The sequence below is a fragment of the Rhizobium sp. WSM409 genome, assembly GCF_057653825.1.
The window spans coordinates 195,136-218,460 of the sequence record NZ_CM172794.1; the positions used below are offsets into that span (position 1 = coordinate 195,136).

At 62.0% G+C, this 23,325-nt stretch carries 24 protein-coding genes and 1 tRNA gene; 9 read left to right on the top strand and 16 right to left on the bottom strand.

The features are described 5' to 3' along the window. Window positions 1-52 precede the first annotated feature (52 nt). Window positions 53-126 (top strand) — tRNA-Gly (locus AC25BC_RS00980). Between the two features lie 130 nt (window positions 127-256). On the opposite strand, the gene AC25BC_RS00985 is transcribed toward AC25BC_RS00980, so the two are convergent. The 5 genes from AC25BC_RS00985 to AC25BC_RS01005 are packed head-to-tail and all read right to left on the bottom strand — an operon-like array spanning window position 257 to window position 5,679. Next, a complete protein-coding gene (locus AC25BC_RS00985; RefSeq protein ID WP_012755932.1) occupies window positions 257-766 on the bottom strand; it encodes a DUF995 domain-containing protein in 510 nt (169 codons plus the stop codon). 18 nt (window positions 767-784) lie between these two features. Further along, complete coding sequence (locus AC25BC_RS00990; RefSeq protein WP_041935457.1) at window positions 785-1,723, bottom strand: glycoside hydrolase family 26 protein; 939 nt, start codon at window positions 1,721-1,723, stop codon at window positions 785-787. Between the two features lie 19 nt (window positions 1,724-1,742). Beyond that, window positions 1,743-3,650 carry a glycosyltransferase family 2 protein gene (locus AC25BC_RS00995; RefSeq protein WP_128440354.1) on the bottom strand — a complete coding sequence of 636 codons (1,908 nt, stop codon included), beginning with the start codon at window positions 3,648-3,650 and terminating at the stop codon, window positions 1,743-1,745. Next, complete coding sequence (gene galE, locus AC25BC_RS01000) at window positions 3,647-4,633, bottom strand: UDP-glucose 4-epimerase GalE (RefSeq protein ID WP_012755935.1); 987 nt, start codon at window positions 4,631-4,633, stop codon at window positions 3,647-3,649. Before galE ends, AC25BC_RS00995 begins: the two co-directional genes overlap by 4 nt. Then, window positions 4,633-5,679 (bottom strand): UDP-glucuronic acid decarboxylase family protein, encoded by a 1,047-nt coding sequence (locus AC25BC_RS01005; RefSeq protein WP_012755936.1) that lies wholly within the window; start codon window positions 5,677-5,679, stop codon window positions 4,633-4,635. Before AC25BC_RS01005 ends, galE begins: the two co-directional genes overlap by 1 nt. A 354-nt stretch (window positions 5,680-6,033) precedes the next feature. Here AC25BC_RS01005 and AC25BC_RS01010 point away from each other — a divergent pair, with 354 nt between their 5' ends. Beyond that, window positions 6,034-7,182, top strand: coding sequence for a helix-turn-helix domain-containing protein (locus AC25BC_RS01010; protein ID WP_128440353.1), 1,149 nt, complete (start codon window positions 6,034-6,036; stop codon window positions 7,180-7,182). A gap of 159 nt (window positions 7,183-7,341) precedes the next feature. Here AC25BC_RS01010 and AC25BC_RS01015 read toward each other — a convergent pair whose 3' ends face one another. After that, the gene (locus AC25BC_RS01015; RefSeq protein WP_012755938.1) at window positions 7,342-7,620 is read right to left on the bottom strand and encodes a hypothetical protein; all 279 of its coding nucleotides are present in this window, start codon (window positions 7,618-7,620) and stop codon (window positions 7,342-7,344) included. A 423-nt stretch (window positions 7,621-8,043) separates the two neighbouring features. Between AC25BC_RS01015 and AC25BC_RS01020 the strand changes: the two genes are divergently transcribed. Beyond that, the gene (locus AC25BC_RS01020; RefSeq protein WP_012755939.1) at window positions 8,044-8,424 is read left to right on the top strand and encodes a VOC family protein; all 381 of its coding nucleotides are present in this window, start codon (window positions 8,044-8,046) and stop codon (window positions 8,422-8,424) included. Window positions 8,425-8,651: 227 nt separating this feature from the next. After that, window positions 8,652-9,770 carry an IS4 family transposase gene (locus tag AC25BC_RS01025; RefSeq protein ID WP_017993194.1) on the top strand — a complete coding sequence of 373 codons (1,119 nt, stop codon included), beginning with the start codon at window positions 8,652-8,654 and terminating at the stop codon, window positions 9,768-9,770. Between the two features lie 261 nt (window positions 9,771-10,031). Here AC25BC_RS01025 and AC25BC_RS01030 read toward each other — a convergent pair whose 3' ends face one another. Then, window positions 10,032-12,023: a methyl-accepting chemotaxis protein gene (locus tag AC25BC_RS01030; protein WP_128439624.1), complete on the bottom strand. Its 1,992-nt coding sequence runs from the start codon at window positions 12,021-12,023 to the stop codon at window positions 10,032-10,034. A gap of 578 nt (window positions 12,024-12,601) precedes the next feature. Here AC25BC_RS01030 and AC25BC_RS01035 point away from each other — a divergent pair. Then, on the top strand, window positions 12,602-13,477 hold the full coding sequence (locus AC25BC_RS01035; RefSeq protein WP_012755942.1) for a transporter substrate-binding domain-containing protein: 876 nt from the start codon (window positions 12,602-12,604) through the stop codon (window positions 13,475-13,477). Window positions 13,478-13,509: 32 nt separating this feature from the next. On the opposite strand, the gene AC25BC_RS01040 is transcribed toward AC25BC_RS01035, so the two are convergent. The 5 genes from AC25BC_RS01040 to AC25BC_RS01060 all read right to left on the bottom strand — a co-directional run bounded on the left by AC25BC_RS01040 (window position 13,510) and on the right by AC25BC_RS01060 (window position 16,686). Then, a complete protein-coding gene (locus tag AC25BC_RS01040; RefSeq protein WP_012755943.1) occupies window positions 13,510-13,923 on the bottom strand; it encodes a tellurite resistance TerB family protein in 414 nt (137 codons plus the stop codon). Window positions 13,924-14,025: 102 nt separating this feature from the next. Further along, on the bottom strand, window positions 14,026-14,736 hold the full coding sequence (locus tag AC25BC_RS01045; protein WP_128439623.1) for a thermonuclease family protein: 711 nt from the start codon (window positions 14,734-14,736) through the stop codon (window positions 14,026-14,028). A gap of 11 nt (window positions 14,737-14,747) precedes the next feature. Continuing rightward, complete coding sequence (locus AC25BC_RS01050; protein ID WP_128439622.1) at window positions 14,748-15,425, bottom strand: S24 family peptidase; 678 nt, start codon at window positions 15,423-15,425, stop codon at window positions 14,748-14,750. A gap of 122 nt (window positions 15,426-15,547) precedes the next feature. After that, on the bottom strand, window positions 15,548-16,195 hold the full coding sequence (locus tag AC25BC_RS01055) for a response regulator (RefSeq protein WP_012755946.1): 648 nt from the start codon (window positions 16,193-16,195) through the stop codon (window positions 15,548-15,550). 92 nt (window positions 16,196-16,287) lie between these two features. Beyond that, complete coding sequence (locus AC25BC_RS01060) at window positions 16,288-16,686, bottom strand: hypothetical protein (protein ID WP_113547958.1); 399 nt, start codon at window positions 16,684-16,686, stop codon at window positions 16,288-16,290. 176 nt (window positions 16,687-16,862) lie between these two features. Here AC25BC_RS01060 and AC25BC_RS01065 point away from each other — a divergent pair, with 176 nt between their 5' ends. Further along, entirely contained in the window at window positions 16,863-17,216 is a 354-nt protein-coding gene (locus AC25BC_RS01065) for a DUF952 domain-containing protein (protein ID WP_012755948.1), read from the top strand. Further along, a complete protein-coding gene (locus tag AC25BC_RS01070) occupies window positions 17,213-18,301 on the top strand; it encodes a quinone-dependent dihydroorotate dehydrogenase (protein ID WP_017992851.1) in 1,089 nt (362 codons plus the stop codon). The genes AC25BC_RS01065 and AC25BC_RS01070 overlap by 4 nt, the downstream gene beginning before the upstream one ends. On the opposite strand, the gene AC25BC_RS01075 is transcribed toward AC25BC_RS01070, so the two are convergent. The 3 genes from AC25BC_RS01075 to AC25BC_RS01085 all read right to left on the bottom strand — a co-directional run bounded on the left by AC25BC_RS01075 (window position 18,277) and on the right by AC25BC_RS01085 (window position 20,474). Next, window positions 18,277-19,623: an MATE family efflux transporter gene (locus AC25BC_RS01075; RefSeq protein WP_017992852.1), complete on the bottom strand. Its 1,347-nt coding sequence runs from the start codon at window positions 19,621-19,623 to the stop codon at window positions 18,277-18,279. The genes AC25BC_RS01070 and AC25BC_RS01075 overlap by 25 nt on opposite strands. An 85-nt stretch (window positions 19,624-19,708) precedes the next feature. Beyond that, the gene (locus AC25BC_RS01080; RefSeq protein WP_128408215.1) at window positions 19,709-20,206 is read right to left on the bottom strand and encodes a CAP domain-containing protein; all 498 of its coding nucleotides are present in this window, start codon (window positions 20,204-20,206) and stop codon (window positions 19,709-19,711) included. Window position 20,207: 1 nt separating this feature from the next. After that, window positions 20,208-20,474 (bottom strand): DUF6460 domain-containing protein, encoded by a 267-nt coding sequence (locus tag AC25BC_RS01085; protein WP_003545236.1) that lies wholly within the window; start codon window positions 20,472-20,474, stop codon window positions 20,208-20,210. A 201-nt stretch (window positions 20,475-20,675) separates the two neighbouring features. On the opposite strand from AC25BC_RS01085, the gene AC25BC_RS01090 reads away from it, so the two are divergent. Together AC25BC_RS01090 and AC25BC_RS01095 are read left to right on the top strand one after the other, a co-directional pair. Continuing rightward, window positions 20,676-21,608 (top strand): class I SAM-dependent DNA methyltransferase, encoded by a 933-nt coding sequence (locus AC25BC_RS01090; protein ID WP_128408214.1) that lies wholly within the window; start codon window positions 20,676-20,678, stop codon window positions 21,606-21,608. A 211-nt stretch (window positions 21,609-21,819) separates the two neighbouring features. Beyond that, window positions 21,820-22,455: a YitT family protein gene (locus tag AC25BC_RS01095; protein WP_012755954.1), complete on the top strand. Its 636-nt coding sequence runs from the start codon at window positions 21,820-21,822 to the stop codon at window positions 22,453-22,455. A gap of 387 nt (window positions 22,456-22,842) precedes the next feature. Here AC25BC_RS01095 and AC25BC_RS01100 read toward each other — a convergent pair whose 3' ends face one another. Then, window positions 22,843-23,304, bottom strand: a complete 462-nt coding sequence (locus AC25BC_RS01100; RefSeq protein WP_017992858.1) for a carboxymuconolactone decarboxylase family protein — start codon at window positions 23,302-23,304, stop codon at window positions 22,843-22,845. Window positions 23,305-23,325 lie beyond the last annotated feature (21 nt).

Genomic DNA, 23,325 nt, shown 5'->3' on the forward strand with positions numbered 1-23,325 from the left:
CGGCGGCCGCGACTTGACAGCGGCCCCTATCTGTTGGAAATCTCGCTTCATCGCGGGTGTAGCTCAATGGTAGAGCAGCAGCTTCCCAAGCTGAATACGAGGGTTCGATTCCCTTCACCCGCTCCATTCACCCTCAGGCCGTTCGCCGCCTTTTGAAGGCGCTTCGTGATCTTTTATGAAAAGGGTTGCGCGCAGGCATCGGCTCCTACAAGGACACAGATGGCGCCTCGGCCGCGCGCAACCCCTAGCTTCGCCTTTATCTGGTCTTACTGACGCTCATCTCAATTCCCCCCAATTGAGACCTCACGTAGTCGCCGCGGCGAAGCTTTGCGAATTCGTCGGTGGCTTGTGCCGGTGCGCTCTTGAAAACGTACCATTCACCGTCCGGTTCGCGTTTCTGATAGATCAGGCCGCCCTTCTTGCGGTGGCTGAAGCAGGTGATTGCCGTCGCCGTTCCGGTCTTGGCGTGCCAGTCGGCGTTGAAGCAGAGTTTACCCGTTTCCGTGATGAACCAGCGGCCCGTGCCGAAGGACGGCGAGCCATTTTCCCGCGACCAGGCGGTAAAGCGACGCGCCTTTGCGGAGAAGTAGCCGGCGCCGGCTTTCCACATCCAGGAATTCTGGTTGTAGAGCCGATAGATTTCCGCGCTGCTCATCGGTTTTGCGGTCTCGATCCCCGCAGGCTCATTGGTTCCGGCAGCGGACGCGGCCGTGGCGATACCGCCGGTCAGGACCACGGCCAGGAACATTTTTTGAAGCATGGACATGTTCAGGTTCCTTCTTGTTCAATTGATGCTTTCGCGGACGATCCGCCAGTCGGGGCGGCCATAGCCGTCCGGCCACGGATAGACTTCACGGTCGTTGAAGTAGACAACGGCGCTCAGCGCCGGGAACTGGGGATAGCGTTTCGTTACGCTCTCAGCCCAGTTTCGCACGAAGGAATCGCCGCCTTCGTATCCGAGTTCGGCAACCATGATGGGCTTGCCGTAACCGGCGACACGGGCGTATCCGGGCGCAAGGTGCTCGGCAAACGTCTGGTCGCGGCCAGTCTTGTCCCTGTCGTATTGCTCCAGGCCAAAGACCGAGAGCCCGATGAGATCGACGACATCGTTGCCGGGATAAAAGGCTTGAAGCCCCTCATTGCCCTTCGGTGACCACATGTATTTGGCCGTCTTCAGGTGGACCTTGCAGACCTCCACCATCCGGCGATAGGCCTTGGCATAATCGTCGCCCTGCCAATGCGACCAGGAGAACTGGCTGTCGGTTTCGTCCATTTCCTGTCCCCAGCGAATGATGACCGGACTTTTCAGCTTGGCAGCAGTCGAGCAGACGGCGGCCATGTTCGCATCGCGCGAACCGTTGAGGATGCTGTGCAGCAGTTCCTGCGAGGTTTGGCGCGAACCGGTCGACCAGGTCCAGGGCTCGACCGAGATCAGCAGGGTGCGGCCACGCGCTTGCGCATAATCGTCGGCGAGGGCGAGCGTGCGCAGATCGACATCTTCCCAGGGCAGGAAGAGGTGTTCGATCTTCGAATCGGGCGAGGCGCCTAAATCTCCGTGCGGATCATAGGCGCCGAACGTGATCGACTCCTTCGTGACGACCGGCATTTTGGTCGGCGGCGCAATGGACGATGTCGTCATTGCAAGCGGCTGCCCTTCGGCAGAACTGCCCAGAGCGGTCGGCAGGACCGCGACTCCCGACAGCAACAGGCCGGTTAACGACAACAGGGCTATTTTGGATGGGCTATGCATTGTGTACTTCCTCCACGCTCGGCCGCACATCCGGGTGAGCGGCATCCGTTCTCAGTTGGATTTCCTCCGGATCGGAAATCCATCGTGGTTTGAAGAAGATCGTGCGCAGGGCGGTCCCGCCCCGGCCTGCACCGGAGGCGGCGTAGCGCTCTTCGAACAGCTGAAGGCGGCCGCTGCCCCAGGCGAGTGCCTCGGTCGCATCCTTTCCGCGCATGATGGTTGCAGCCCCCGGCAACGCGACGAGCGCCAGAAGCACGGTCGCCATCGCCGGACGGTAGAAACGCGGGGCCGCCGCAACAGTATTCTCCTTCGAATGACGCCCGACGATGACCAACAGCAGCGCGCAGTAGATTGCGGCGTTCAGGATGGTAAAGAAGTAACCGCCCTTGGAGGCGCCGGCATCGCCGATTGCCAGGGCAGGCAATACCGCCATGAGCGCCAGCACAGCGTAGGGCGCCAGGACACGCACCGGCAGCAGATCGACTTCGGACCGGCCTTTCGGCGTGACGCGGAAATCGACGAAGGAGCCTGTCACAAAATCGTGCACCGCAGCCAGCGTGCCGGCGAGCGCCCAGGGCCAGCGGGCGAAGAGAAAGAGCATGCATTCCCAGCTCAGGATCTTGGCGTCGTAGGGGCGGAACGAGCTGCTGGCGCGCCAGCGATAAGCCATCACCACGAGAGCGATAGAAAGCGGTGCGAAATGCGCCAGGAAATCGGGATAGGTCACGGTCACGAAATTCTGGCCGCGCACGAGCGCGATGATCGGCAAAGCAAACATGAGCAACATAAAGAACGCAAAAAGCGGATACCAGAGTTGCGAAAAGAGGAACTGGAACTTGAGCCGGGCCGGCAGCCGGCCGAGGAGGCTCGGCGAGTACCGCAACAGCACCATGACCAGGCTGCGCGACCACTGGAATTCCTGCGTCACGAGATCGCTGAAGGTTCTGGGGCCGTCACCATGGGCGATGGCATCCAGCGCATGCACACCTCGCCAGCCGCCGGCATTCATCATCAATGTCGTCGAATGGTCTTCAGCCAACTCCGGACCGAGGCCGCCGATCTGTTTGAGGGCGACGGTACGTACCGCGTAATGCGACCCTATGCACATCGGCGCCAGGCCGCCATTGTAACCGGCTTGGAGCGAACCATGCATGCTGGCCTCGGCATAGAGCCTTCCACGTGCCGACCAGCTTTCGGAAGCGTTCTTGTCGCAAATGCTGGGGGCCGAGACATAGCCGACCTTTGGATCGCCGAACGGACGCAGCATGTGGAAGAGATAGTCGGGCGCGGGAACATGATCCGCATCGAGTTGCGCCACGAAATCGTAGCGGCTGTAGCCGTAGTGGTCGTAGAAGAAGGCGAGGTTGCCTTCCTTGCACCGCGTGCGTCGGGGCCACGACGTCCGATGATAATCGGATCGCCCCTTGCGGGTCGAGACGAGGACCCCGTGACGGGAGCACCAGTCGAGAGTCTCGGGGGAAGGGTCTTCGTCGGCAAGCCAGGTGTCGTGTTCCACCTCCTGGGCAAGCATTGCCAGCAGGGTTTCACTGACGACCGAGAAGGGTTCGGCCGGCGCCTTGGTCACGACCATGGCCACTCGACTGCCCGCCGGCAGGCGCAAGGGACCGTTCGGTCTTGCCGCCCGATAGAAGACGACGATGAAATAGGCCGGCAGCGCGGTAACCCAGGCAAGAACGAGGCTCACCGTAATTGTGCCGAAAGCATCGACGTGATGGCGCGGCTCCAGCCACCAGATCCAGAAATAGGCGAAGGCGCAGGCCCATACGGCCGCCGAGAACAGATATTCGGTCCGCCGATGTCCGGTCAGAACCGGGACAAGAAGCGGCTCGTGGGAGGGTTCCGGAGCGTGCGTCGCTTGGATAATCGCAAGTTCGGTCACGCGCGCACCTCCAGTCCGAAGAACGGAGCCGCCGTCCGCACGATGGTTTCGAGGTCGGAATATCGAGGCTGGAAGCAGAGCGTCTCGCGGGCCAGGCTGGCGTCGGCGTAGAGGCTGGGCGGATCGCCCGGACGGCGTGGATGGATGACGACCGGGACTTCGCAGCCGGTCGTTTCCTGGATCACGCGCAGGACTTCCCTGATGGAATAACCCCGCCCGGTGCCGAGGTTGACAGCGAGGTTTGCTCCGCCTTTGGCGAGATGGGTGAAGGCCTGAACATGGGCGCGCGCGAGATCTGCGACGTGAATATAGTCCCTTATGCAGGTCCCGTCAGGGGTATCGTAATCATCGCCGAATATCTCCAGGTGCGGAATCCGGCCGGCCGCGGCCAGCAGCGCCCGCGGAATGAGATGGGTTTCCGGAACGTGCCATTCGCCAAGCTCGCCGTCCGGATCGGCGCCACAGGCATTGAAATAACGCAGGGCAACATACCGCAGGCCGTAGGCCGCCGCATAATCGGCGAGCATATGCTCGAAGATCAGCTTGGTCTTGCCGTAGGGATTGATCGGAGCCTTCGGCAACGTCTCATCGATCGGCAGCACGGACGGGACGCCGTAGACGGCACAACTCGATGAGAAGATGACGTTTTGAAGCCCCGTCTGCCGGCAGGCATCGATAAGCGACAATGCACCGCAGACATTGTTGTTGTAATATTTCGCCGGGTTTTCCACGGACTCGCCGACGTAGGCCGAGGCGGCAAAGTGGATGACGGCATCGGGAGCATATTTCTCGATGACCTCGATCAGGCATGACGTGTCGAGGACGTCACCTTCGACGAAAGGCCCCCAGCGCACGGACGAACGGTTTCCGGTCGTGAGATTGTCGTAGACGACAGGCTCAATCCCCTCCGAGCGGAGGAGCTTGGCGGTGTGGCTGCCGATATAGCCGGCACCGCCCGTGACCAGGACCCGGGGCGCATCCATCAGACCGCCTCCAGCTCGCGTGCCGGACGGGTGAGAACGCCATCGAAATAGTCGATCGTCTGACGCAGGCCGCTCGACAAGTCGATCTTCGGCCGCCAGTCGAGTTCCTGCATGGCAAGCGAAATATCGGGGCGACGCTGACGGGGATCGTCAACCGGCAGAGCGCGATGGATGATTTGCGACCGGGAACCGGTCAATCCGATCACCTGCTCGGCCAGTTCCCGGATCGTGAATTCGCCCGGATTGCCGAGATTGACAGGCCCCGTCAGCGACGACGGTGAGGCCATCATGCGGACCATGCCGCCGATGAGATCATCGACGAAACAGAACGAGCGGGTCTGCGAACCGTCGCCATATATCGTGATGTCTTGCCCCGTCAGGGCCTGGACGATGAAATTCGAGACGACGCGGCCGTCGTCCGGACGCATCCGCGGGCCGTAGGTGTTGAAGATGCGGATGATCTTGATCTCGACGCCGTGCGTGTTGTGGAAGTCGAAGAACAGCGTCTCGGCGCAGCGCTTGCCCTCGTCATAGCAGGAGCGCGGCCCGAACGAATTGACGTTGCCCCAGTAGCTTTCGACCTGCGGGTGGACGTTCGGGTCGCCGTAGACTTCGGAGGTGGATGCCTGAAGGATACGTGCGCCGGTGCGCGCGGCCAGCTCCAGAAGGTTGAGGGAGCCCAGCACGCAGGTCTTTGTCGTATGGATCGGATCGGCCTGATAATGCGGGGGCGATGCCGGGCAGGCGAGGTTATAGATCTCGTCGACTTCCAGATCGAGCGGGTGGACGATATCGTGGGCGACGACATTGAAGCGATCGACTCGCTTCAGATGGACGATATTGCGCCGCATGCCGGTGGAAAAGTTGTCGAGGCAGATCACCTGGTGTCCGGCGGCCAAAAGCGTCTCGCAGAGATGCGATCCGAGGAAACCTGCACCGCCGGTGACAAGAACTCTCTTGGGAGCGCGATGTATTCCGGAAGGACAATTTGCATCACGAGCAGAAACTTGTACAGAGCGCGCACGAATCTTACCAAGATAGTTCACGACTACCTCCCGTGTTTTCAGATTTTGCTATGGGATATTCGATATTTACTTCGACATATCGCGAAACCAAGTCGTTCGATCATGCGAATGTTTTATTCGTCCGGTTTTTCTTTTGGAATGAACCGATGCTTATTTAGATACAGCTAAGAAAGGCAATTGTCGTTATCCTCACGTCCTGGAAATTATCGCTCCGTACATTTCAGAGCGAAAAGGAATATGATAAACAACTTATGGAGGAGACTCTTCGGGCACTTCCGTTTTTCCAAACGGAGTTCTGCGGAGATTTCCGCCGCAAAAACAATTGCTTTTCTCAATTTCCATGGCTCGGGTCGGGTTATGCGCTGGAGGCATTGGATGGCTACAGGGTCTGAATCCGACGATGATCCTGCCGCGGAACAGGAACGGCCGGCGCATATGGAGCGGCGGCGCTGGCCGCGTGAACCGGCCATGCGCAAGGAACGCCCGCCCCATGCCTCCCCTGCACTCGTGCCGCTGCGATTCTCGACGCAGGACCTACCACCGGCAGAACAATTCCAGGCCTGGCGGGCACATATGGCGCCGCTCGTGGATGTTCATCTGCCGGAGGGAAAATCACCGGAAGACGGGTTCCTCGCGGAGCAGATCGGCTGGCATCTCGGCGATATCCTGATCGTCCAGCAGCGCGCGCATGCCCACAGATATGTCCGCGATCAGGCCATGCTTCGATCGAGCCCTATCGACCATTGGAACGTCGGCCTGCAGCGCAGCGGCCAGGCCTGGACCGAGGTCAACCGTCGTGTCACCGAGACCGGTGCCGGCGAGATATTTTTCATGTCGCTCGGCAGCCCCTATCGCGGACGGACGACCGATACCGAAGCTTTGCTCGTGTTCCTGCCGTATGAGATGCTGGCTCGCGATGCGAGCCTTCTCCAGAGCGCCGGCAACACGGTTCTTTCGGGCAGCCACGCCGAGTTGCTCACGGGCTATCTCACGGGCCTCGAAACGAACCTCGGCAATCTGACGATAGAGGAAGTGCCCCGGATCATCCAAACCATCGGCGATATGGTCGTTGCGGGCGCCGCATCGTCCACAAGGACTGATACCGGTCAAAACCAGGCCAACATGGGACTGATGGAGCGGGCGCACCGCTACATTCACGTCAATCTCCATTCGGAAAACCTGACACCGGACGTGATGTGCCGCGCGTTGGGGATTTCGCGTACGCGGCTTTATCAACTGTTTGAGGCGAGCGGAGGCGTGCTCAATTATATTCGCAAGCGGCGATTGCTGCAGGCCTATGCGGATCTCAGCAATTCGGCCGACCACAGGCCGATTTCAGAAATCGCAGAAGCCGCCGGTTTCGAGGTCGCCGCCAATTTTACGCGCGCCTTCATCCACGAATTCGGGCTGAGCCCGCGTGAAATCCGAAGGACGGTGGCAACCCAGCAGCGGCCGGCTCCGGCCATCCGCTCCACGCAGCGTTACGGAAAAACGATCGGTGATTGGCTGGCCCTGACGGGTTGATCCGGCTCGGGCTGAAATCCGGACTCGAAGTCCGTTAAGCGGCGGTCGACGCTTTTGCCGAAGACACAGCGGACTTGATCCAGACCCATGGCCTCTAAACCGCCTGTTGCGGTCTATGATGCCTGCTCCGCTCCTTTTCATCTCTGACCAGGAAAGGCTCTAATCCCCGAAAAACCGGATCGGCTTGTATTGCCGATGCGCGATGATCAGGCTCCGGTCGGGCTGGATGATGTAGGTTTCTTCCACCTCCCGGCCGTACTGGTCGATGAAGTCATGCGGGAAGGCGGAGCCGGGGGGTGATTTGGTGAGCTTGCTGCGCGGCTGGCCACTATAGGTGATGCTGCCGGGGATGGGTTCGAGGCCCGGTCCGCTGTAGCTGACGGTGTTGCATCCCGCCAGAACGAGCGTGCCGACGAGGCCGATGATTGCAGGTTTCATGTCCATCCCTCCCAATGCGTTGAATAATATCACTCTACACCTCGTCGGATAGGGCTCACGACACGAATGCTCATGCCGCGCTTCAATCCTTCGGGAAGCGTCGCCGGGGACGCCGTGATCGAGCGCCGGCGGGACGACATCCACCTATGGATGTTAGGGTGAAAATCCCGATCCTCCAGGCGCGATGACCCCTCCATTGCCGAAACCGGTGTCGTCTGCTAGATCGGCATCGTCGAAAAAGGCAGGATCGGTTGAGGTAAGCCCGGTCCCTTCCGTTCGAGCGTCAAGCGCGCTCTCACGGAAGCTCTGCTCCGTGCCATGGCACGAGAACCCGCGACGTGATCCGCATGAAGATGCGGGATCCCGGCGGCGTGCGGAGACGGCAAATAGGCAGTCCCGGGATTTTTTCGAACGGAGACTGTCATGCGCTTGAACCATCTCGATTTCCACGTTCCCGATATCGCTGCCACGGCGGATTTCTTCATCCGCCATTTCGGTCTGAGGCTTAAGGATATGCGCGGCCAGAACGGCCTGGCGATCCTCGAAGACGATACCGGCCTCGAAATCGTCCTCAGCCACGCAATCGCAAAATTCGGCACCGCCGATCAGGTGGAGATGGGACGCCAGACCTATCACATCGGCTTCATTCTGCCCGAGAGGGCGGATGTCGATGCGGTCCATGCCGGGCTTGCTGCTGCCGGTGCTGCGCTGTCCGGTCGGCCGGCCGCCATGCGCGGCGGCTGGCTGTTTTATTGCACGGCTCCCGGAAACATTCTCGTCGAGATCGGCTGGCGGCCGGGTTAGACGATACCCAAAAGGAAAGGGCGGCCGCCGCCGTCCGCCCCTCATCCGGCTGCCGCCACCTTCTCCCCGTAAACGGGGCGAAGGGGGGTATGCCGCGACCTTTCCGTTCCCCATTGGCCTCTTGCATGGCACGTCCCCTCTCCCCGTTTTTACGGGGAGAGGGCTAGGGTCATATGCGCTAGGTTTAGCCCTGGACATAAGGAATCTGGTTGTGATTCAAGCTTTGGATGAAGATTCGTCCTGAGGTTTTGGATCATTGGCCGGAAGTGCGCGAGCGGCTTCCGGCGGGTTTTGACTTGGAAGCAACGGCGCGGTTGCGCGGTGCTTTTACGCGGGTGCGGGAAATCAAGAATGCCGAGACGCTGTTGCGGCTGGCACTTGCCTATGGCGGCCTTGGCATGTCGCTACGCGAGACCTGTGCATGGGCCGAAGCGGGCGGGATCGCCCGTTTGTCAGACCCATCGCTGCTTGAGCGGCTGTGCAAAGCGGCGCCTTGGCTTGGCGACATCGTGGCCGCGCTGATTGCCGAACAGGCCAAAGTGCCGACGGGGCGCTTTGCGGGATATCGCTTGCGTGTGCTCGATGGAACGTCGATTTGCCATCCAGGCGCTGACCGCACGACATGGCGGTTACATGTCGGCTACAACTTGGCAACGGCTCAGGTCGATCAGCTTGAGTTGACCGACATCCATGGTGCCGAGAACCTTCAGCGCCTTACCTACGCACCCGGCGATATCGTGCTGGCCGATCGCTACTATGCAAGACCGCGCGACCTGCGGCCGGTGATCGACGCCGGTGCAGACTTCATCGTGCGGACCGGCTGGAACTCGTTGCGCCTGTTGCAGACGAATGGCGAGCCCTTTGATCTGTTTGCCGCACTCGCCGCTCAGCAAGAGCAGGAAGGCGAGGTGCAGGTTCGTGTCCACGAAGGCATGACGGGGACGCCGCCACCACCGCCGCTGGCCCTGCGCCTCATTGTCCGACGCAAGGATCCGCAACAGGCCCAAGCCGAGCAGGAGCGTCTGCTCAAAGCCGCCCGCAAGCACGGCAAAAAACCCGATCCGCGCAGTCTCGAGGCGGCGAAGTACATTCTGCTGCTGACCTCGCTGCCGGCCACCACCTTCCCGCCGGCCGATATCCTCACCCTCTATCGCTTCCGCTGGCAAATCGAGCTGGCGTTCAAACGGTTCAAGAGCCTGGCCGGCCTCGACAGCTTGCCGGCCAAGAAGCCGGAACTGGCCCGGGCATGGCTCTACGCCAGACTGATCGTCGCCATCATCGCCGAACAGATTGCCGGGCAAGTCCCGGACTCTCCCCCCTCTGGATGTGGCAACCCCACTGGCTAGCCCCCCATTGGCAAGCCCATCGCGCTGGCGTCTCATGAAGATCGCCCTGGCCACCATTTGCGCCGCCATCCGCGGACCACTTCTGTGGCAGGCCGTCTGTAATCTCGTCACGCGAAGTCGTCGCCACCTCTGTGAGCCGCCGCGACGACGCCGAAAACAATGCGACGATCTACACGCTCGCTTAACCTAGCGCATATGAGGGTTAGGGTGAGGGGCAGCCGCGGCGCGAACCGGACAGCCGCGCCTCGTGCCGAGGTCAGCTCAGAATTCCGTCCAGTCGGGATCCTGGCTCGGCGATGTGCTGCTGCCGGCGCCGAAGGCGTTGGCGATCTTCTGGCCCAGCGCTCGGGCCGGCGAGGCGGCCGGGCGGGCGGTGCCTTCGCGGGCGACGCGGATCGGGGCTGCCCTGGCTGCCGGGCGGGCGGCAGCGCGAGGTGCTGCGGCGATTGGCGCGCTCGTGGTGAAGCCGCCGGTGCCGGTCAGCCTGAATTGGCCGAGCAGATTGTTGAGCGCTGACGCTTCCGTAGCCAAGTTATGGCTGGCGGCTGTCGATTCCTCGACCATCGCCGCATTCTGCTGCGTGCCCTGGTCCATGGTGTTGACGGCGGTGTTGATCTCTTGCAGCCCGATCGATTGTTCGCGGGAGGCTTCGGCGATCGCGTGGACGTGCTGGTTGATCTCCTGCACCTCTTGGACGATCGAATCGAGCGCCTTGCCGGTTTCGCCGACCAGCGAGACGCCGGTCTGCACATGCGAGCCGGAGGTGCTGATCAGCGCCTTGATCTCCTTGGCGGCCTTGGCCGAGCGCTGGGCGAGCTCGCGCACTTCCTGGGCGACGACCGCAAAACCCTTGCCGGCATCGCCGGCGCGGGCGGCTTCGACGCCGGCGTTCAGAGCCAAAAGGTTGGTCTGGAAGGCGATGTCGTCGATGACGCCGATGATGTTGGAGATTTCGCCCGAGGACTTCTCGATCTGCTGCATGGCGGAGACGGCCTTGCGGACGACCTCGCCGGATTTCTCGGCGCCGAGGCGGGTGCGGGCGACGAGTTGGCTTGCTTCCTCGGCCCGCTTGGCGGCGTCGCGCACCGTCGTGGTGATCTCCTCCAGCGCTGCTGCCGTTTCTTCGACGGAGGCTGACTGCTGTTCCGTCCGCTGGGAAAGCTGGTCCGCGGAGGAACGAATCTCGTTGGCGCCAGCGCCGATCGCCCGGGCATTGGCGCCGACCGTATGCAGGGTTTCGTTGAGCTTCTCGACCGAGTTGTTGAAATCCTCACGCAGCGCATCGAGATGCGCGACGAAGGGCTCCGCGATATGCGAGGCGAGATCGCCGGCGGCGAGGCGGCGCAGGCCGTCGCCGAGTGCGGTGACGGCGCGGTCGAGTTCCGATGCTTCGCGGGCCTTCTGCGCCTCGCGGTCGCGGCGCTCGCTGTCGCTGACGTCGCGGTCTGTTTCGGCGCGCGCCTCGATCCGGGCACGCTCGATCGCATTGTCGCGGAAGACCGAAACCGCCTTTGCCATCTGGCCGACTTCATCGCCGCGGTCGAGGCCGCTGACATCGCTTGTCGTATCGCCCTCGGCAAGCCGGGTCATGCGCAGGCGCAGCTGCGTCATCGGGCCGGCGATGCCCTTCTGGGCGACGACCACGCTGAAGCCGACGGCGGCGAGAACGGCGATGCCGATCAGCACGAAACAGAAGACGATCCGTCCGTTGACGGAAGCCGAGAGTGCGTCGCCGCCATCGTTGAGCATTGCCATCATCGCATCATTGTTGGCGATCATCTTCGGCGTCAGCGCATCGAGCTTGGCATTGATCAGGGCAACATTCGAAAGCGCGCCGGCGCTGTCCTTGGCCTTGCTCTGTTCGATGATCTTGTTTGCCAGGGTTTCGATCTCATCGATGCCGGCCTGAATCTCATCGATCGCCGGCTTGCGGCTGGGCACCAGCGCCAGCGCCTGCTTCATGCGGTCACGCGCCTGCGGCAGCTTGCTCGGTGTGGCGAGCGCCGTCTGGAATGCCGGCGTATCGGGCTTCATGTCGGCAATCAGGGTGACCTGCAGCACCGAGGCCACCGCCGATGCGCTGGCGCGCGCGCTCAGCATCGAGGCCTGCGCTTCATGATCGATGAAGGCGCTGTAGGCCGCATCCGCACGGCGGAATTCGGAGATGACATAGATCAGCCCGGCCATCGTGATCAGCCCCATGAGCGCCACGACCGATATGATTTTTGTGCGGATTTTCAGATGTTTCAGCATGGAAATGTCACCCGATTGACGGGGCGTGTCGCGCCCGGTGCTTTTGAAATCAATTGTTGCAGAAAACGCGGCTTCAATATCGCGGTTTAGGGATTACGTTTGGGCTGACGCTTGCATCATGCGATCGGCTGGCGGGGTCCGATGTCGTCGCAACAAATAAGAGGCGATATTCTTTAATTCCGCGCTAACACGAGGCGGGGGATGGCTGTGATTTTTTGGGGCTGAGAGGTTGCAGTCACCTAGCGCGTATGACGGGCACCGAGATCAAGCCTCGGAGCGCCGCCATTCAAGAGAGCCTCATCCTGAGGTGCCCCGCAGGGGCCTCGAAGGGCGAGGCGGGCATTCCGCGTCGGACAATGCAAGGAGCAGCGTTGCGGCGTGTCCTTCGAGGCTCCGGCCTTTGGCCTCCGCGCCTCAGGATGAGGGACGTCAGAGGGTGGCGCGCTGTTACGAGGCCGATGAGTTCGTGACCGTCATCCGCTCCCCTCACTCCCACACATATTCCCCACCAAGCATGACTCTGATACATCTCGCCAACGCCGCAATGCTTCGCGCTTAACCCAGAGATCACAATCACGATGATGCAATCCAAGCTGGCATCCCTGACTCTGAAGGGTTTTCTCGCGTTCGGCCTGTTTTTCGGTGTGCTTTTCTCAAGTTTGGCCGCATCGGCCCAGCAGGTGTCCCCCTCGCTGCCGTTGCTCTTCGATGCGCGCGAACGTCTTGCCAGGCCCGATCTCTCCTCGCTGGTGCGATTGCGCTTCCTGACGTCGGTCGATTTTCCGCCCTTCAATTTCACCGATCAGAACGGCAAGCTCTCCGGTTTCAATGTCGATCTCGCCCGCGAAATCTGCAGCGAGCTGGAAATATCGGACAAGTGCCAGATCCAGGCGATCCCCTTCGCCGACCTCAGGGATGCGCTCGCCGCCTCGCAGGGCGATGCCGTCATCGCCGGTTTTGCTGTGACGCCGGAACTCCGCCGGCAATTCGTCTTCTCCAGACCCTATCTGATGCTGCCGGCGCGCTTCGTGCGCAATCTCGCCGTGCCGCTCGACGGAAAGACGGCTTCCGCCCTTTCCAGCCACCCGGTCGGTGTCGTCAGGGGGACGGTGCACGAGGCGATGCTGGCCGCCTTTTTCCCCACGCTCAAGGCCGAGCCGTTCGACACAAAGGACGCCCTGCTGGCGGCGCTCAGAGACCGCAAGGTCGATGCCGCCTTCGCCGATGCGCTGCAGCTTTCCTTCTGGGTTTCTTCGCCGGCGTCAGCCAAATGCTGCGCGCTGTTCGACGGCCCCTATCTTTCCGAGCATTTCCTCGGCGAGGGCATGACGATCATGCTGCGGCAGAAGGACAGCGTGCTGACGTCAGCCATCGACCACGCACTCGCCACGCTGTCGCGCAACGGCCGCCTCCAGGAAATCTATCTGCGCTACTTTCCCTACGGGCTTTATTGAAGCCGCTAAAAGCACGGGACGCGTTTTAGCTTTTAGCCCTTGCGGAACCGGGCAATCGCGCTGCGCTCGATCGCCGCACAGGTGAGCTTGTCGAGGCCGAGCCGGTCCCGCAGCAGGCTGAGCAGCCGCAACTCCTCCGCCTTGACCGAGAGATCGGCGGATGCCACCTCGACGGCCAGCGCATAGGCCGTGTCGTAGAGCTTTGCGGGGAGGGTGTCGCGCACGGTTTCGAGAACGACGTCGAGACCTTCCGGACCTGCAAGCAGCGAGGCGCAGTCGCGCGCCACCGCAATCAGTTTGTCGTCATCGAAATCCCGGAAAACTGGCAGGAATCCGATCAACTGGCCGATCCTTTCCATTTCCCTGTCGTTCATCGTGCTGTCGACGGCGGATGCCATCACCATCACGTAGATCAGCGCATCATGGGCGGAAAGCGGCTTGTTCATCTCTGATTCCTTTTTCGATCAGCCGAGATTAGGAATTGGCGGCAGCCATTACAAGGGATCGGCCCGATCCGGGACTGTCCGATCGCTGTCATGACTGCCGGTTTAATGGCGGCGCGGGTCGTCGCCGTAAAGGCCTTTTCCTGCTTGCCTGGCCTTTTCGGCGGCCGCCGTAAGCGGCGAACCCACTGCTGCTTCCGCCCAGCCGTTTTCGGCGAGCCATGCGCCGAGATCCTCTGTGCCGAGCCGGCAGGCAGTCGTTACTGTGTCCTTCCATTCCACCGTCTCGAGATCGCAGCTGACGCTGCGGTTGCGCAACAACAGGCGCAGCGCCGTCTTCGCCATCATGCCGCAGGGCCATTGCCGGCCCGCCGGCCCGCATATCCTGTCGACCGGCGTCGGCACGATCCCGGCAAGCTGAAGCCGACGCTCGCCAAAGGAAAGCATGCCGGCATTGTCGACCATCGGCCGCGCCAGCTCCACCGCCTTTTTCGCGCTCGGACTCGCTGTTTGCCCGGCCGCCGTGTCGGCTTGTTGCGGTAGATCGGCCGGTCTGGATGTCACCCCGTCGCCTGGCGCCGGAGAGGGCGAAGCCGCCGGTTCCGTTGAGCGAGCGATCATTTCGGCACGGTCGTCCGAGATCGCCGCACCTTCGTCGGCGTCGGAGGCAGCATCCACCGCTGCGGTTGCCGTCTCCTCCGCGGACGCCGTCTCTTCGCCAGCCGTGCCGCCGCCAAGCCTTGCTTCGCCTGCCAGCAGCAGGCCGGTCACCACGACCATCCCCGTGATACCTGTGATGAAGGCGGCAGGGCGCATGGAATATCTTCCTATTGGCTGGCCCAGATGATGCGGGCGATCCAGTCGACGTCGGAAAGCTCGAGGGTGCGGTTGGGATGTTCGGGATTGAGAGACAGCAGCTCGATCGACCGCGGGCTCTGGCGCAGCAGCACCTTGGCCATCACCTCGCCCTCATTTGTGCGCACGACGACGCGGTCGTTGCGGCGCACCTGCGCCCCCGGCTCGACGATCAGCACGTCGCCGTCGCGATAAAACGGCATCATGCTCTCGCCCTGCACCTCCAGCGCATAGACGCCGGCCTTTTGCGACGGGGCGGCCGGAAATTCCACCACGTCCCAGCCCTGGCCGGCCGGAAAGCCGCCATCGTCGAAGAAACCGCCGGCGCCCGCCTGGGCGAAGCCGAGCAGCGGAATGGAGCCGCCTTGCGGCGGAAACGCGTTTTCCTGCTGCCCGGCCGGCTGCTTGGAAAGACCGGCGTCCGGCCGCATGAAAGCCATAAACTGTTCCATGCTCGCCCCTGTGGCGTCGAGCACCTTGGCGATCGATTCCGTCGAAGGCCAGCGCAGCCGCCCATCGGCGGAAAGCCGTTTCGATTTGTTGAAGGAGGTCGGGTCGAGGCCGGCGCGGCGCGCAAGTCCGGATGGCGTCAGCTCGTGCCGTTCGGCAAGCCTGTCGAGCGCTTCCCAGATCTGGTTGTGTGACAGCATGCGCGCGATTCCGTCGCGGCATTCAACGCCGCGCTTCAACCATGTCGAATATTAATCGACCGTGCCGTCTGAGTAAAGATGAAAGAGGAATAAAATCCTGTTTCCAAAGGGAAATGTATCGTTCAGGCGACCATCGCCATATTGATCTTGCCGAGCTGGATGACGGCCTGCGTCCGGCTGTCGACGTCCAGTTTCAACAGGATCGCCGAGACATGCGCCTTGATCGTCGCTTCGGAGACGCCGAGTTCGTAGGCGATCTGCTTGTTCAGCAGCCCTTCGCCAAGCATGGTCAGCACCCGGCTCTGCTGCGGCGTCAGCGTATGCAGGCGGTGGATCAGGTCGGCGACATCGGGATCCTGCTCCTGCCCGTCGCGATAGCTTTCCGGCGTGGCGATGTCGCCGGCAAGCACCGTCTGGATGCCGCGGCGAATGTCGTCGATACCGGAGGATTTCGAAATGAAACCGGAAGCGCCGAGCTCCAGCGCCCGGCGGATGGTCGTCGCGTCGTCGGTTGCCGAGACGATGACGATCGGCAGGCTGGCAAATTCGGAGCGCAATGCCATCAGGCCGGAAAAGCCGCTGACGCCGGGCATGGCGAGATCGAGCAGCATCAGATCGGCATCCGCATGGGCGCCGGCGGCCCGGCGCGCGGCAGCGAAATCGCCGGCCTCGACGATCGATTGCCGGCCTTCCATGCCGATCACCGCCTGGCGCAGTGCGTCACGGAAAAGCGGATGATCGTCCGCAATGATGATGGTCTGTTCGTGCATCGAAAACTCCCTCCCAAGAGCCCGATCATGCCTTGCATGCGACGCCATCCCTCCGCGTTGCATGCCGGCTTGCTCATATCGACTATATCAGATCAGGTCTTCTGCGGAAGGGGATTGGTGTTTTCCTCGGCCTGGAACTCCTTCACCATCCCCATGAAACTCTTCATCATCCGCTCCATGATGCTGATCGAACGGTCGACCTCGGCGTCGCTCGGCAGCGCGCGCTGGGCGACATTGCCCTGTTCGAGCGCCGTCACCCGCTTTGCCAACCGGTCGAGTTCGTCCTCATAGGCCGCCCGCTCGTCGGCTGCCATCCGGCAGACGAGGGCGCCGTCCTTGTCCTGGCAGATCGACATTGCCCCGGTCTGCCGGTCGAGCCGGACGAAATGATCGCCGCTCTTCTCCAGCTGGAAGCGGCCGGCATCGGCTTCGGCCGCCGCGGCCGCCAACGGCATGAGAAAAACGCCAAGCGTGATAACGAATGCCTTCATCGTCTCATCCTCCGGATTTTCTGGAGCAGGATGCCGAAAAGTGTGCGCGGTTTTCGGACGACATCATGCTCTAATTCTGTTCCAGCTGTCCCGTTTTTCGGCGCCGGGGCGTGGACATCGCCGCCTCTTTCCGGCAAAGCCCTGGTGACCAAGGAACAGCCCATCGTGAGGCCATGATGACCCTGACACCGACCCTTTACAAGATCGTGACGGAAACGCTCTGGCAGCAAGCCAGACAAACCGGCACTTTTCATGGCGCCGGCATCGATCTCCAGGACGGCTTCATCCATTTCTCGACGGCAGACCAGGTAAAGCAGACCGCCGCCCTGCATTTTGCCGGCCAGTCCGGCCTGCTGCTGATTGCCGTCGATGGTGGCGGCTTCAGTGACAAGCTGGTCTTCGAGCCCTCGCGCGGCGGCGATCTCTTCCCGCACCTCTACGCCGATCTGCCGCTTGCCGCCGTGCTCTGGGAGGCGCCGCTGCCGCTCGACGAAGCCGGCGCCCATGTCTTTCCGGAGCTGCAGCCATGATCGATCCCTTCAAGCGTCTCGCCCGCAAGGGTCTCTTCCTGTTCGATCCGGAAACGGCGCACGGCATGTCGATCGCCGCCTTGAAATCCGGTCTCGTGCCCGCCTGCCAGATCACCCCCGATCCGCGCCTGCGCCAGACCGTTGCCGGCCTTACCTTCGAAAATCCGCTCGGCATGGCCGCCGGCTACGACAAGAATGCCGAGGTGCCGGAGGCGCTGTTGAAGCTCGGTTTCGGCTTTACCGAGATCGGCACGGTGACGCCGAAGCCGCAATCCGGCAATCCGCGCCCGCGCATCTTTCGCCTGGTCGAGGATGAAGCCGTCATCAACCGCCTCGGCTTCAACAATGAAGGCCATGATGCTGCTTTCGGGCGCCTCGCCGCGCTAACGGGCGGGGGCATGATCGGCGTCAATATCGGCGCCAACAAGGACAGCGAGGATCGCATCGCCGATTATGTCGCCGGCATCCGCCGCTTTTATTCCGTCGCGCGCTATTTCACCGCCAACATCTCCTCCCCGAACACGCCTGGCCTGCGCGACCTGCAGGGGCGCGAAAGCCTTGCGGTGCTGTTGTCATCAGTGCTTGCGGCGCGTGACGAGATGGCGGCGACATCCGGCCGGAAGATCCCGGTCTTTCTGAAGATCGCGCCTGATCTGACCGAGGAAGGCATGGACGATATCGCCGCCGAGGCGCTTTCGCATGCGCTCGATGGCCTGATCGTCTCCAACACCACGCTGTCGCGCGACGGCCTTAGGGATCAGCGCCAGGCGAAGGAGGCGGGTGGCCTCTCCGGTGTGCCGCTTTTCGAAAAGTCGACGGCGGTGCTCGCCAGGATGCGCAAGCGCGTCGGCCCTGATCTGCCGATCATCGGCGTCGGCGGCGTCTCCTCGGCCGAGACCGCGCTGGAAAAGATCAGGGCGGGCGCCGATCTCGTCCAGCTCTATTCCTGCATGGTCTATGAGGGCCCCGGTTTGGCCGGCGATATCGTCCGCGGCCTGTCGAAACTCCTGGACCGCGAAAAGGCCGCCTCGATCCGCGAGCTGCGCGATAGCAGGGTCGATTACTGGGCAGGGCGAAAGGTCTGATCGGCCCGTCGCTTGACGAGCATCGCCAGGAAGAAGCCGCGGAAGAGCAGGAAGGCGTTCATCGCCAGCCACAGGCCATGATTGCCGAAGAGCGGCACAAAGATCGCGAGCATCAAGAGATAACCGGCAAAAGAGATCAGCATGCGGTTGCGCATGTCGGCCGACCACGTGGCGCCGATGAAGACCCCGTCCATCACGAAGGCGAGCGCGCCGGTCAGTCCGGTGACCGCCGCCCAGGGCAGATAGGTTTCGGCCGCCTGCCGCACATCGGGTGAGGTCGTCAGCACCGAGATCAGCCAGGGGCCGGCGAGGAAGAAGAAGGCGGAGCCGAGCGCCGCCAGCCCGAAGGACCACAAGGTCGTGAGCTTCAGCCCCCGGTCGAAGGCCAGCCGGTAATGCGCGCCGATCGCCCGGCCGATGATCTGTTCGGCGGCATTGGCAAGCCCGTCGAGGTAATAGCCTGATAGTAGGAAAAAATTCATCACCACGGCATTGGCGGCTAGCGTCACCGCGCCGAAGCTGGTGCCGATCCGCGTCATGATGGTGAAGGCGCCGATCAGCACGAAAGTGCGGATCAGGATGTCGCGGTTGAGCGCGAAAAGCTCGGCCAGCCGGTGGCGGGAAAAGACCTCGGACCATGCCGGTCGCGCTGCCTTGCCGAAGCCGCTGAGCACGATGAAAAGCCCGGCGAGCGCGCCGACGCTTTCGCCGGCCATGGTCCCCCAGGCGACCCCCGCCACGCCCCAATCGAGCGTCAGGCCGAGATAGATGGAAAGCAGGATGTTGATGCCGTTGATGATCGCCTGCAGCAGCAGCCCGATCTTGCCCTGTCCGCGCCCGAGCACGAAGCCGAGGATGGCATAATTCGCCAGTGCCGCGGGTGCTGCCAGCATGCGGATCGAAAAGTAGGTGCTGGTTGCCTCGGCGATCGCTCCTTCCGCCCCCATCAGCCTCAGCCCGCCGGTGATTAGCAGCGGTGAAAGACAGAGCAGCGCCAGTCCGCAGCCGAGCGCCGAAATCATCGCCCGGGAAAAGACCGCCTGCTGCTCGTGCTGGTCATGACGGCCATAGGCCTGCGCCGTCAGCCCGGTCGTCGAGGCGCGCAGGAAGTTGAAGCTGCCGAGGATCAGATCGAAGAGCATCGCGCCGATCGCCAGCCCGGCCAGCGCTTCCGCATTGCCCATGCGGCCAACGACGGCGGTGTTCGTCAGCCCGAGCAGCGGCGTCGTCATGAAGCCGAGCGTCATCGGAAGGGCGATCGACAGCACCATCCGGTGCGTCACGTCGAATGCGAGCGCGTTGCGATTGCTGCGTGTATCCATGCCGGCCTCGTCGCGACGGCACGACGCGTCGTTTCAGACGCGCAACCGACGCTGCATCACTTGAACTGCTGCCGGCGGAATCACCTCAGCTGGAAAGCACCATGGCCCAATAGGGCAGGTTCCTGGAAGATGTATTGTGGGCGACGGCGACGCCAAGGCCGCCATAACGTCCGAGCATGTTTTCCAGGTGATGCGGCGAGTTGATCCAGGCCGTCACCACGGCATCGACGCTCTGTTGGCCCGACGCGATGTTTTCGGCCGCCGGCAACCGCACGCCGCTCGCCTTGACGCGCGCGCCGAAACTGTCGGTCATACCCATGAGATGCGCCATTTTGCCCACACTCGCCATGCGTTTTGCCTGGAACAAGGCGGCAGTACTCGCCGCCGGATCGATGGTAAGTGGCGGCAGGCCGTTTTTGGCCCTGAGCCGGTTGACAAGCGGCAGCACGCTCGCCGTCTCGTCCTCGCCGTCCGACGGCGTGCCGGCCATCCGCGGGGTCGTGGTGCAGCCGGCGATGCCGGCGGCAAGCGCAAGTCCGGAAAGGCGCAGCAGGCCGCGCCTGGAAAGATCGATGGATGTCATGTTACCGGCGGTAGCTGAAAAGACGAAGGATGATGAAGAGCGGGATGACGATCGTTGCTCCGAGGAGGAGATAGTCGCCGACGCGCCCAAGCGCCGAGAAGCCGCGGTACCAGATCTCCAGGATGAAATCGCGTATGCCGTAGATGATGCCCCACGGCGTCAGGCCGAAGACGGTCATGACGAAACCGACGATCAGCGACACCACGATAAGCTTTATCAATGTACGGCCGATCGAATCACCGAGGAACCTGTTCGCCTGATCGGACATAAGCCATCTCCTGTTTGCCCTTGGAATAAGGTCGCGGCGCGGCGCCCGCAAGCCCTTTCCGGAATTGGCCGCTTCGCCTCTGAAATAGGACTTGAGTTTTTTTGTGGCCGCCGCCAAATGCGGGCCAATGGATGTCGCCCGGAAGTGTGCAGCGGTTCCGGGAAAACGACATGCATAAAACAAAGAGCTACAGGCCCATTGATGCAGCCCCACCAGCTTTCCTCAGGCGATGTCATCGCCGACCGCCGCGCCGATTATGCCCGGATGCTCGAAGAAGGCGGCGAGCCGGAAGCGGCCGCCGAGCTGATGGAGCAGGCCCTCGAGCTCGTGCCTGCCTGGGCCGCCGGCTGGTATCGCCTCGCCACCTACCTGGAAAAGGCGGGCAGGGGTGAAGCCGCGATCGAGGCCTATCGCAGGACGCTTGCTCTCGGTCCCGATGACATTTTCGGCGCCGCCCTCAAGCTCGCCCTTCTCGGTGATGGCGCCGTGCCTGACCGGCCGCCGAGCCGCTATGTCGAGCGCCTCTTCGACGACTATGCCGACCGTTTCGAATCAGCACTTGTCGAAAAGCTCGACTACAGCGTCCCGCAGAAACTGGCCGCGCTTATCGCCTCCACCGGCAGGCGCTACGAACGCGCCGTCGATCTCGGCTGCGGCACCGGCCTGCTCGGCCCGGAGATCCGGGCCAATGTCGACCGCCTCGAAGGCTTCGATCTCTCGCAGAACATGCTGGCGAAGGCCGCCGAGAAACATGTCTATGACAGTCTCGCCCAGGCCGATCTTTCGCTCGCCCCCGATCTCTCCGGCGTCTTTGCCGATGCCGCGCGCCATCGCGCCGACCTGGTGACGGCAGCCGATGTGCTGATGTATCTCGGCAATCTCGAGAGCGTCTTTGCCATCGTCGGAGAACTCGCTGCATCAGGCGCCGACATCGCCTTTTCCGTCGAGGATGCAGGTGAGGGCGACGGCTTTCACCTCGCTCCCTCTCTGCGCTACGCCCATTCGGAAAGCTATGTCAGGATGTTGCTTGCCCGTCACGGCTTCCAAATCCTCAAGACCGTGAAGTCGGTCATTCGCAAAGATGGCGGAAAACCGGTTTCCGGCATTCTGTTCCTTACGCAGAAGCCGGCGTGAGCGAACATTTCTTGCGATTTTTTAATAGGTCAGCATTGCTTACCTATTTCGCTTGATCGGAAGACCGAAAAACCCGATACTGCACCGCATCGGCAGAGAGCCCGGCAATATTACGCCGAGGCGCTCGTGCTCCTTTCATGATCCAAAATTCCGTCGCGCCCGGGTTTTCCCAAGCGCGTTCTTGAACTCGTCTGCCGTGGAGACTGGCGACATGACACAGCTCATCAATGCCCTTGGCTTCTGGAATACGACTGCGACGCGCCACACGCCGATCGAAGACGTGCAGGGCATATTCTCCGGCAGCCTCGTTGCCGCTCTCGGCCTCTACGTGCTCGCCAGCGCCGGCCTTCTCACTGGCAGCACGGCCGGCGTCGCTTTCCTCCTGCATTATGCCTTCGGCGTCAATTTCGGGCTTGCCTTCTTCCTGCTCAACCTGCCGTTCTTCTATCTCTCCTGGAAGCGCCTCGGCATGGCCTTCACCATCAAGACCTTCATCGCCATCGGCCTGACCTCGGTGATTGCCGACGTGCAGTCGCGCTTCCTGTCCATTTCGAGCATCCATCCAGCCTGGGCGGCCCTTCTCGGCGGCCTGCTGCTCGGCTTCGGCCTGCTGGCGCTCTATCGCCACCGCGCCAGCCTCGGCGGTGTCGGCATTCTCGGTATCTACCTGCAGGAGCGGTTCGGCATCCGCGCCGGCCTCGTCCAGCTCGCCATCGATATGTGCGTGCTCGCCGCCGCCTTCTTCGTCACCACGCCGCCTGTCGTCTTTTATTCGGTTCTCGGCGCCGTCGTCCTCAACCTCTTCGTCGCCATCAATCACCGCGCTGATCGCTACATCGCGCTTTAGTTTTACGCCTGTCGTTGTAGCAAAATCGCCGCACACTTTTGCGCGACATGCTCTAACATTACCAATCGGTAAGCCATTCTAAATAAAACGTAACTTGCCTGTCATCGGTCTTGGCGCGAAACTCATCTCGCGCCGGATTTGATGAGGTGAGTTATGTCAGATTTGGAAAAACTTGTCAGACGCCGTATGCAGGAAGAATACGCCAAGGGCGCTTCCGCAGAAGAAATTGCGAAAGTCGTCCGAGACCTATTCAATAGCGTCGACCTCTCTGGCAATCGGTTTGACGCCGTTGCCGTACGGGCCACCAGGGATCACGAGTGACCCGATATTCGACCGACCCGAGATTTTCGGGTCGGTTGCAAGGATGATTTCCTCTCAGCAGATATCTCAGGCGGCCTTCGCTGCTGCATCAATCGGATGCTGCGAGCGGAAGCCGACGGCAAGCCGGTTCCAGATGTTGATCGCGCCGATCGCCACCGTGATCTTCATCATTTCTTCTTCGGAGAAATGCGCCTTCAGCGTCTCGTAGTCGGCATCGGGCGCCCCTGTTTTGGCGATATTGGTCACTGAATCCACCCAGCCGAGCAGCGCCCGTTCGCGGGCGTCATAGACAGGCGATTCCCGCCAGACGCACATCAGGTTGATCCATTGTTCGGAGAGTCCATCATGGCGGGCTTCTTTCACATGCATGTCGACGCAATAGGCACAGCCGTTGATCTGCGAGGCGCGCAGCTTGATCAGGTGGATGAAGCGGCGCTCCAGCCCGGAGGACTGGACATATTGCTCGAGCGCGGCGACTGCCTTGTAGGCATCGGGAGCGGCTTTGGCGAAATTGAAACGTGGTTGCATGCTCTTTCTCCTTTGTTATGG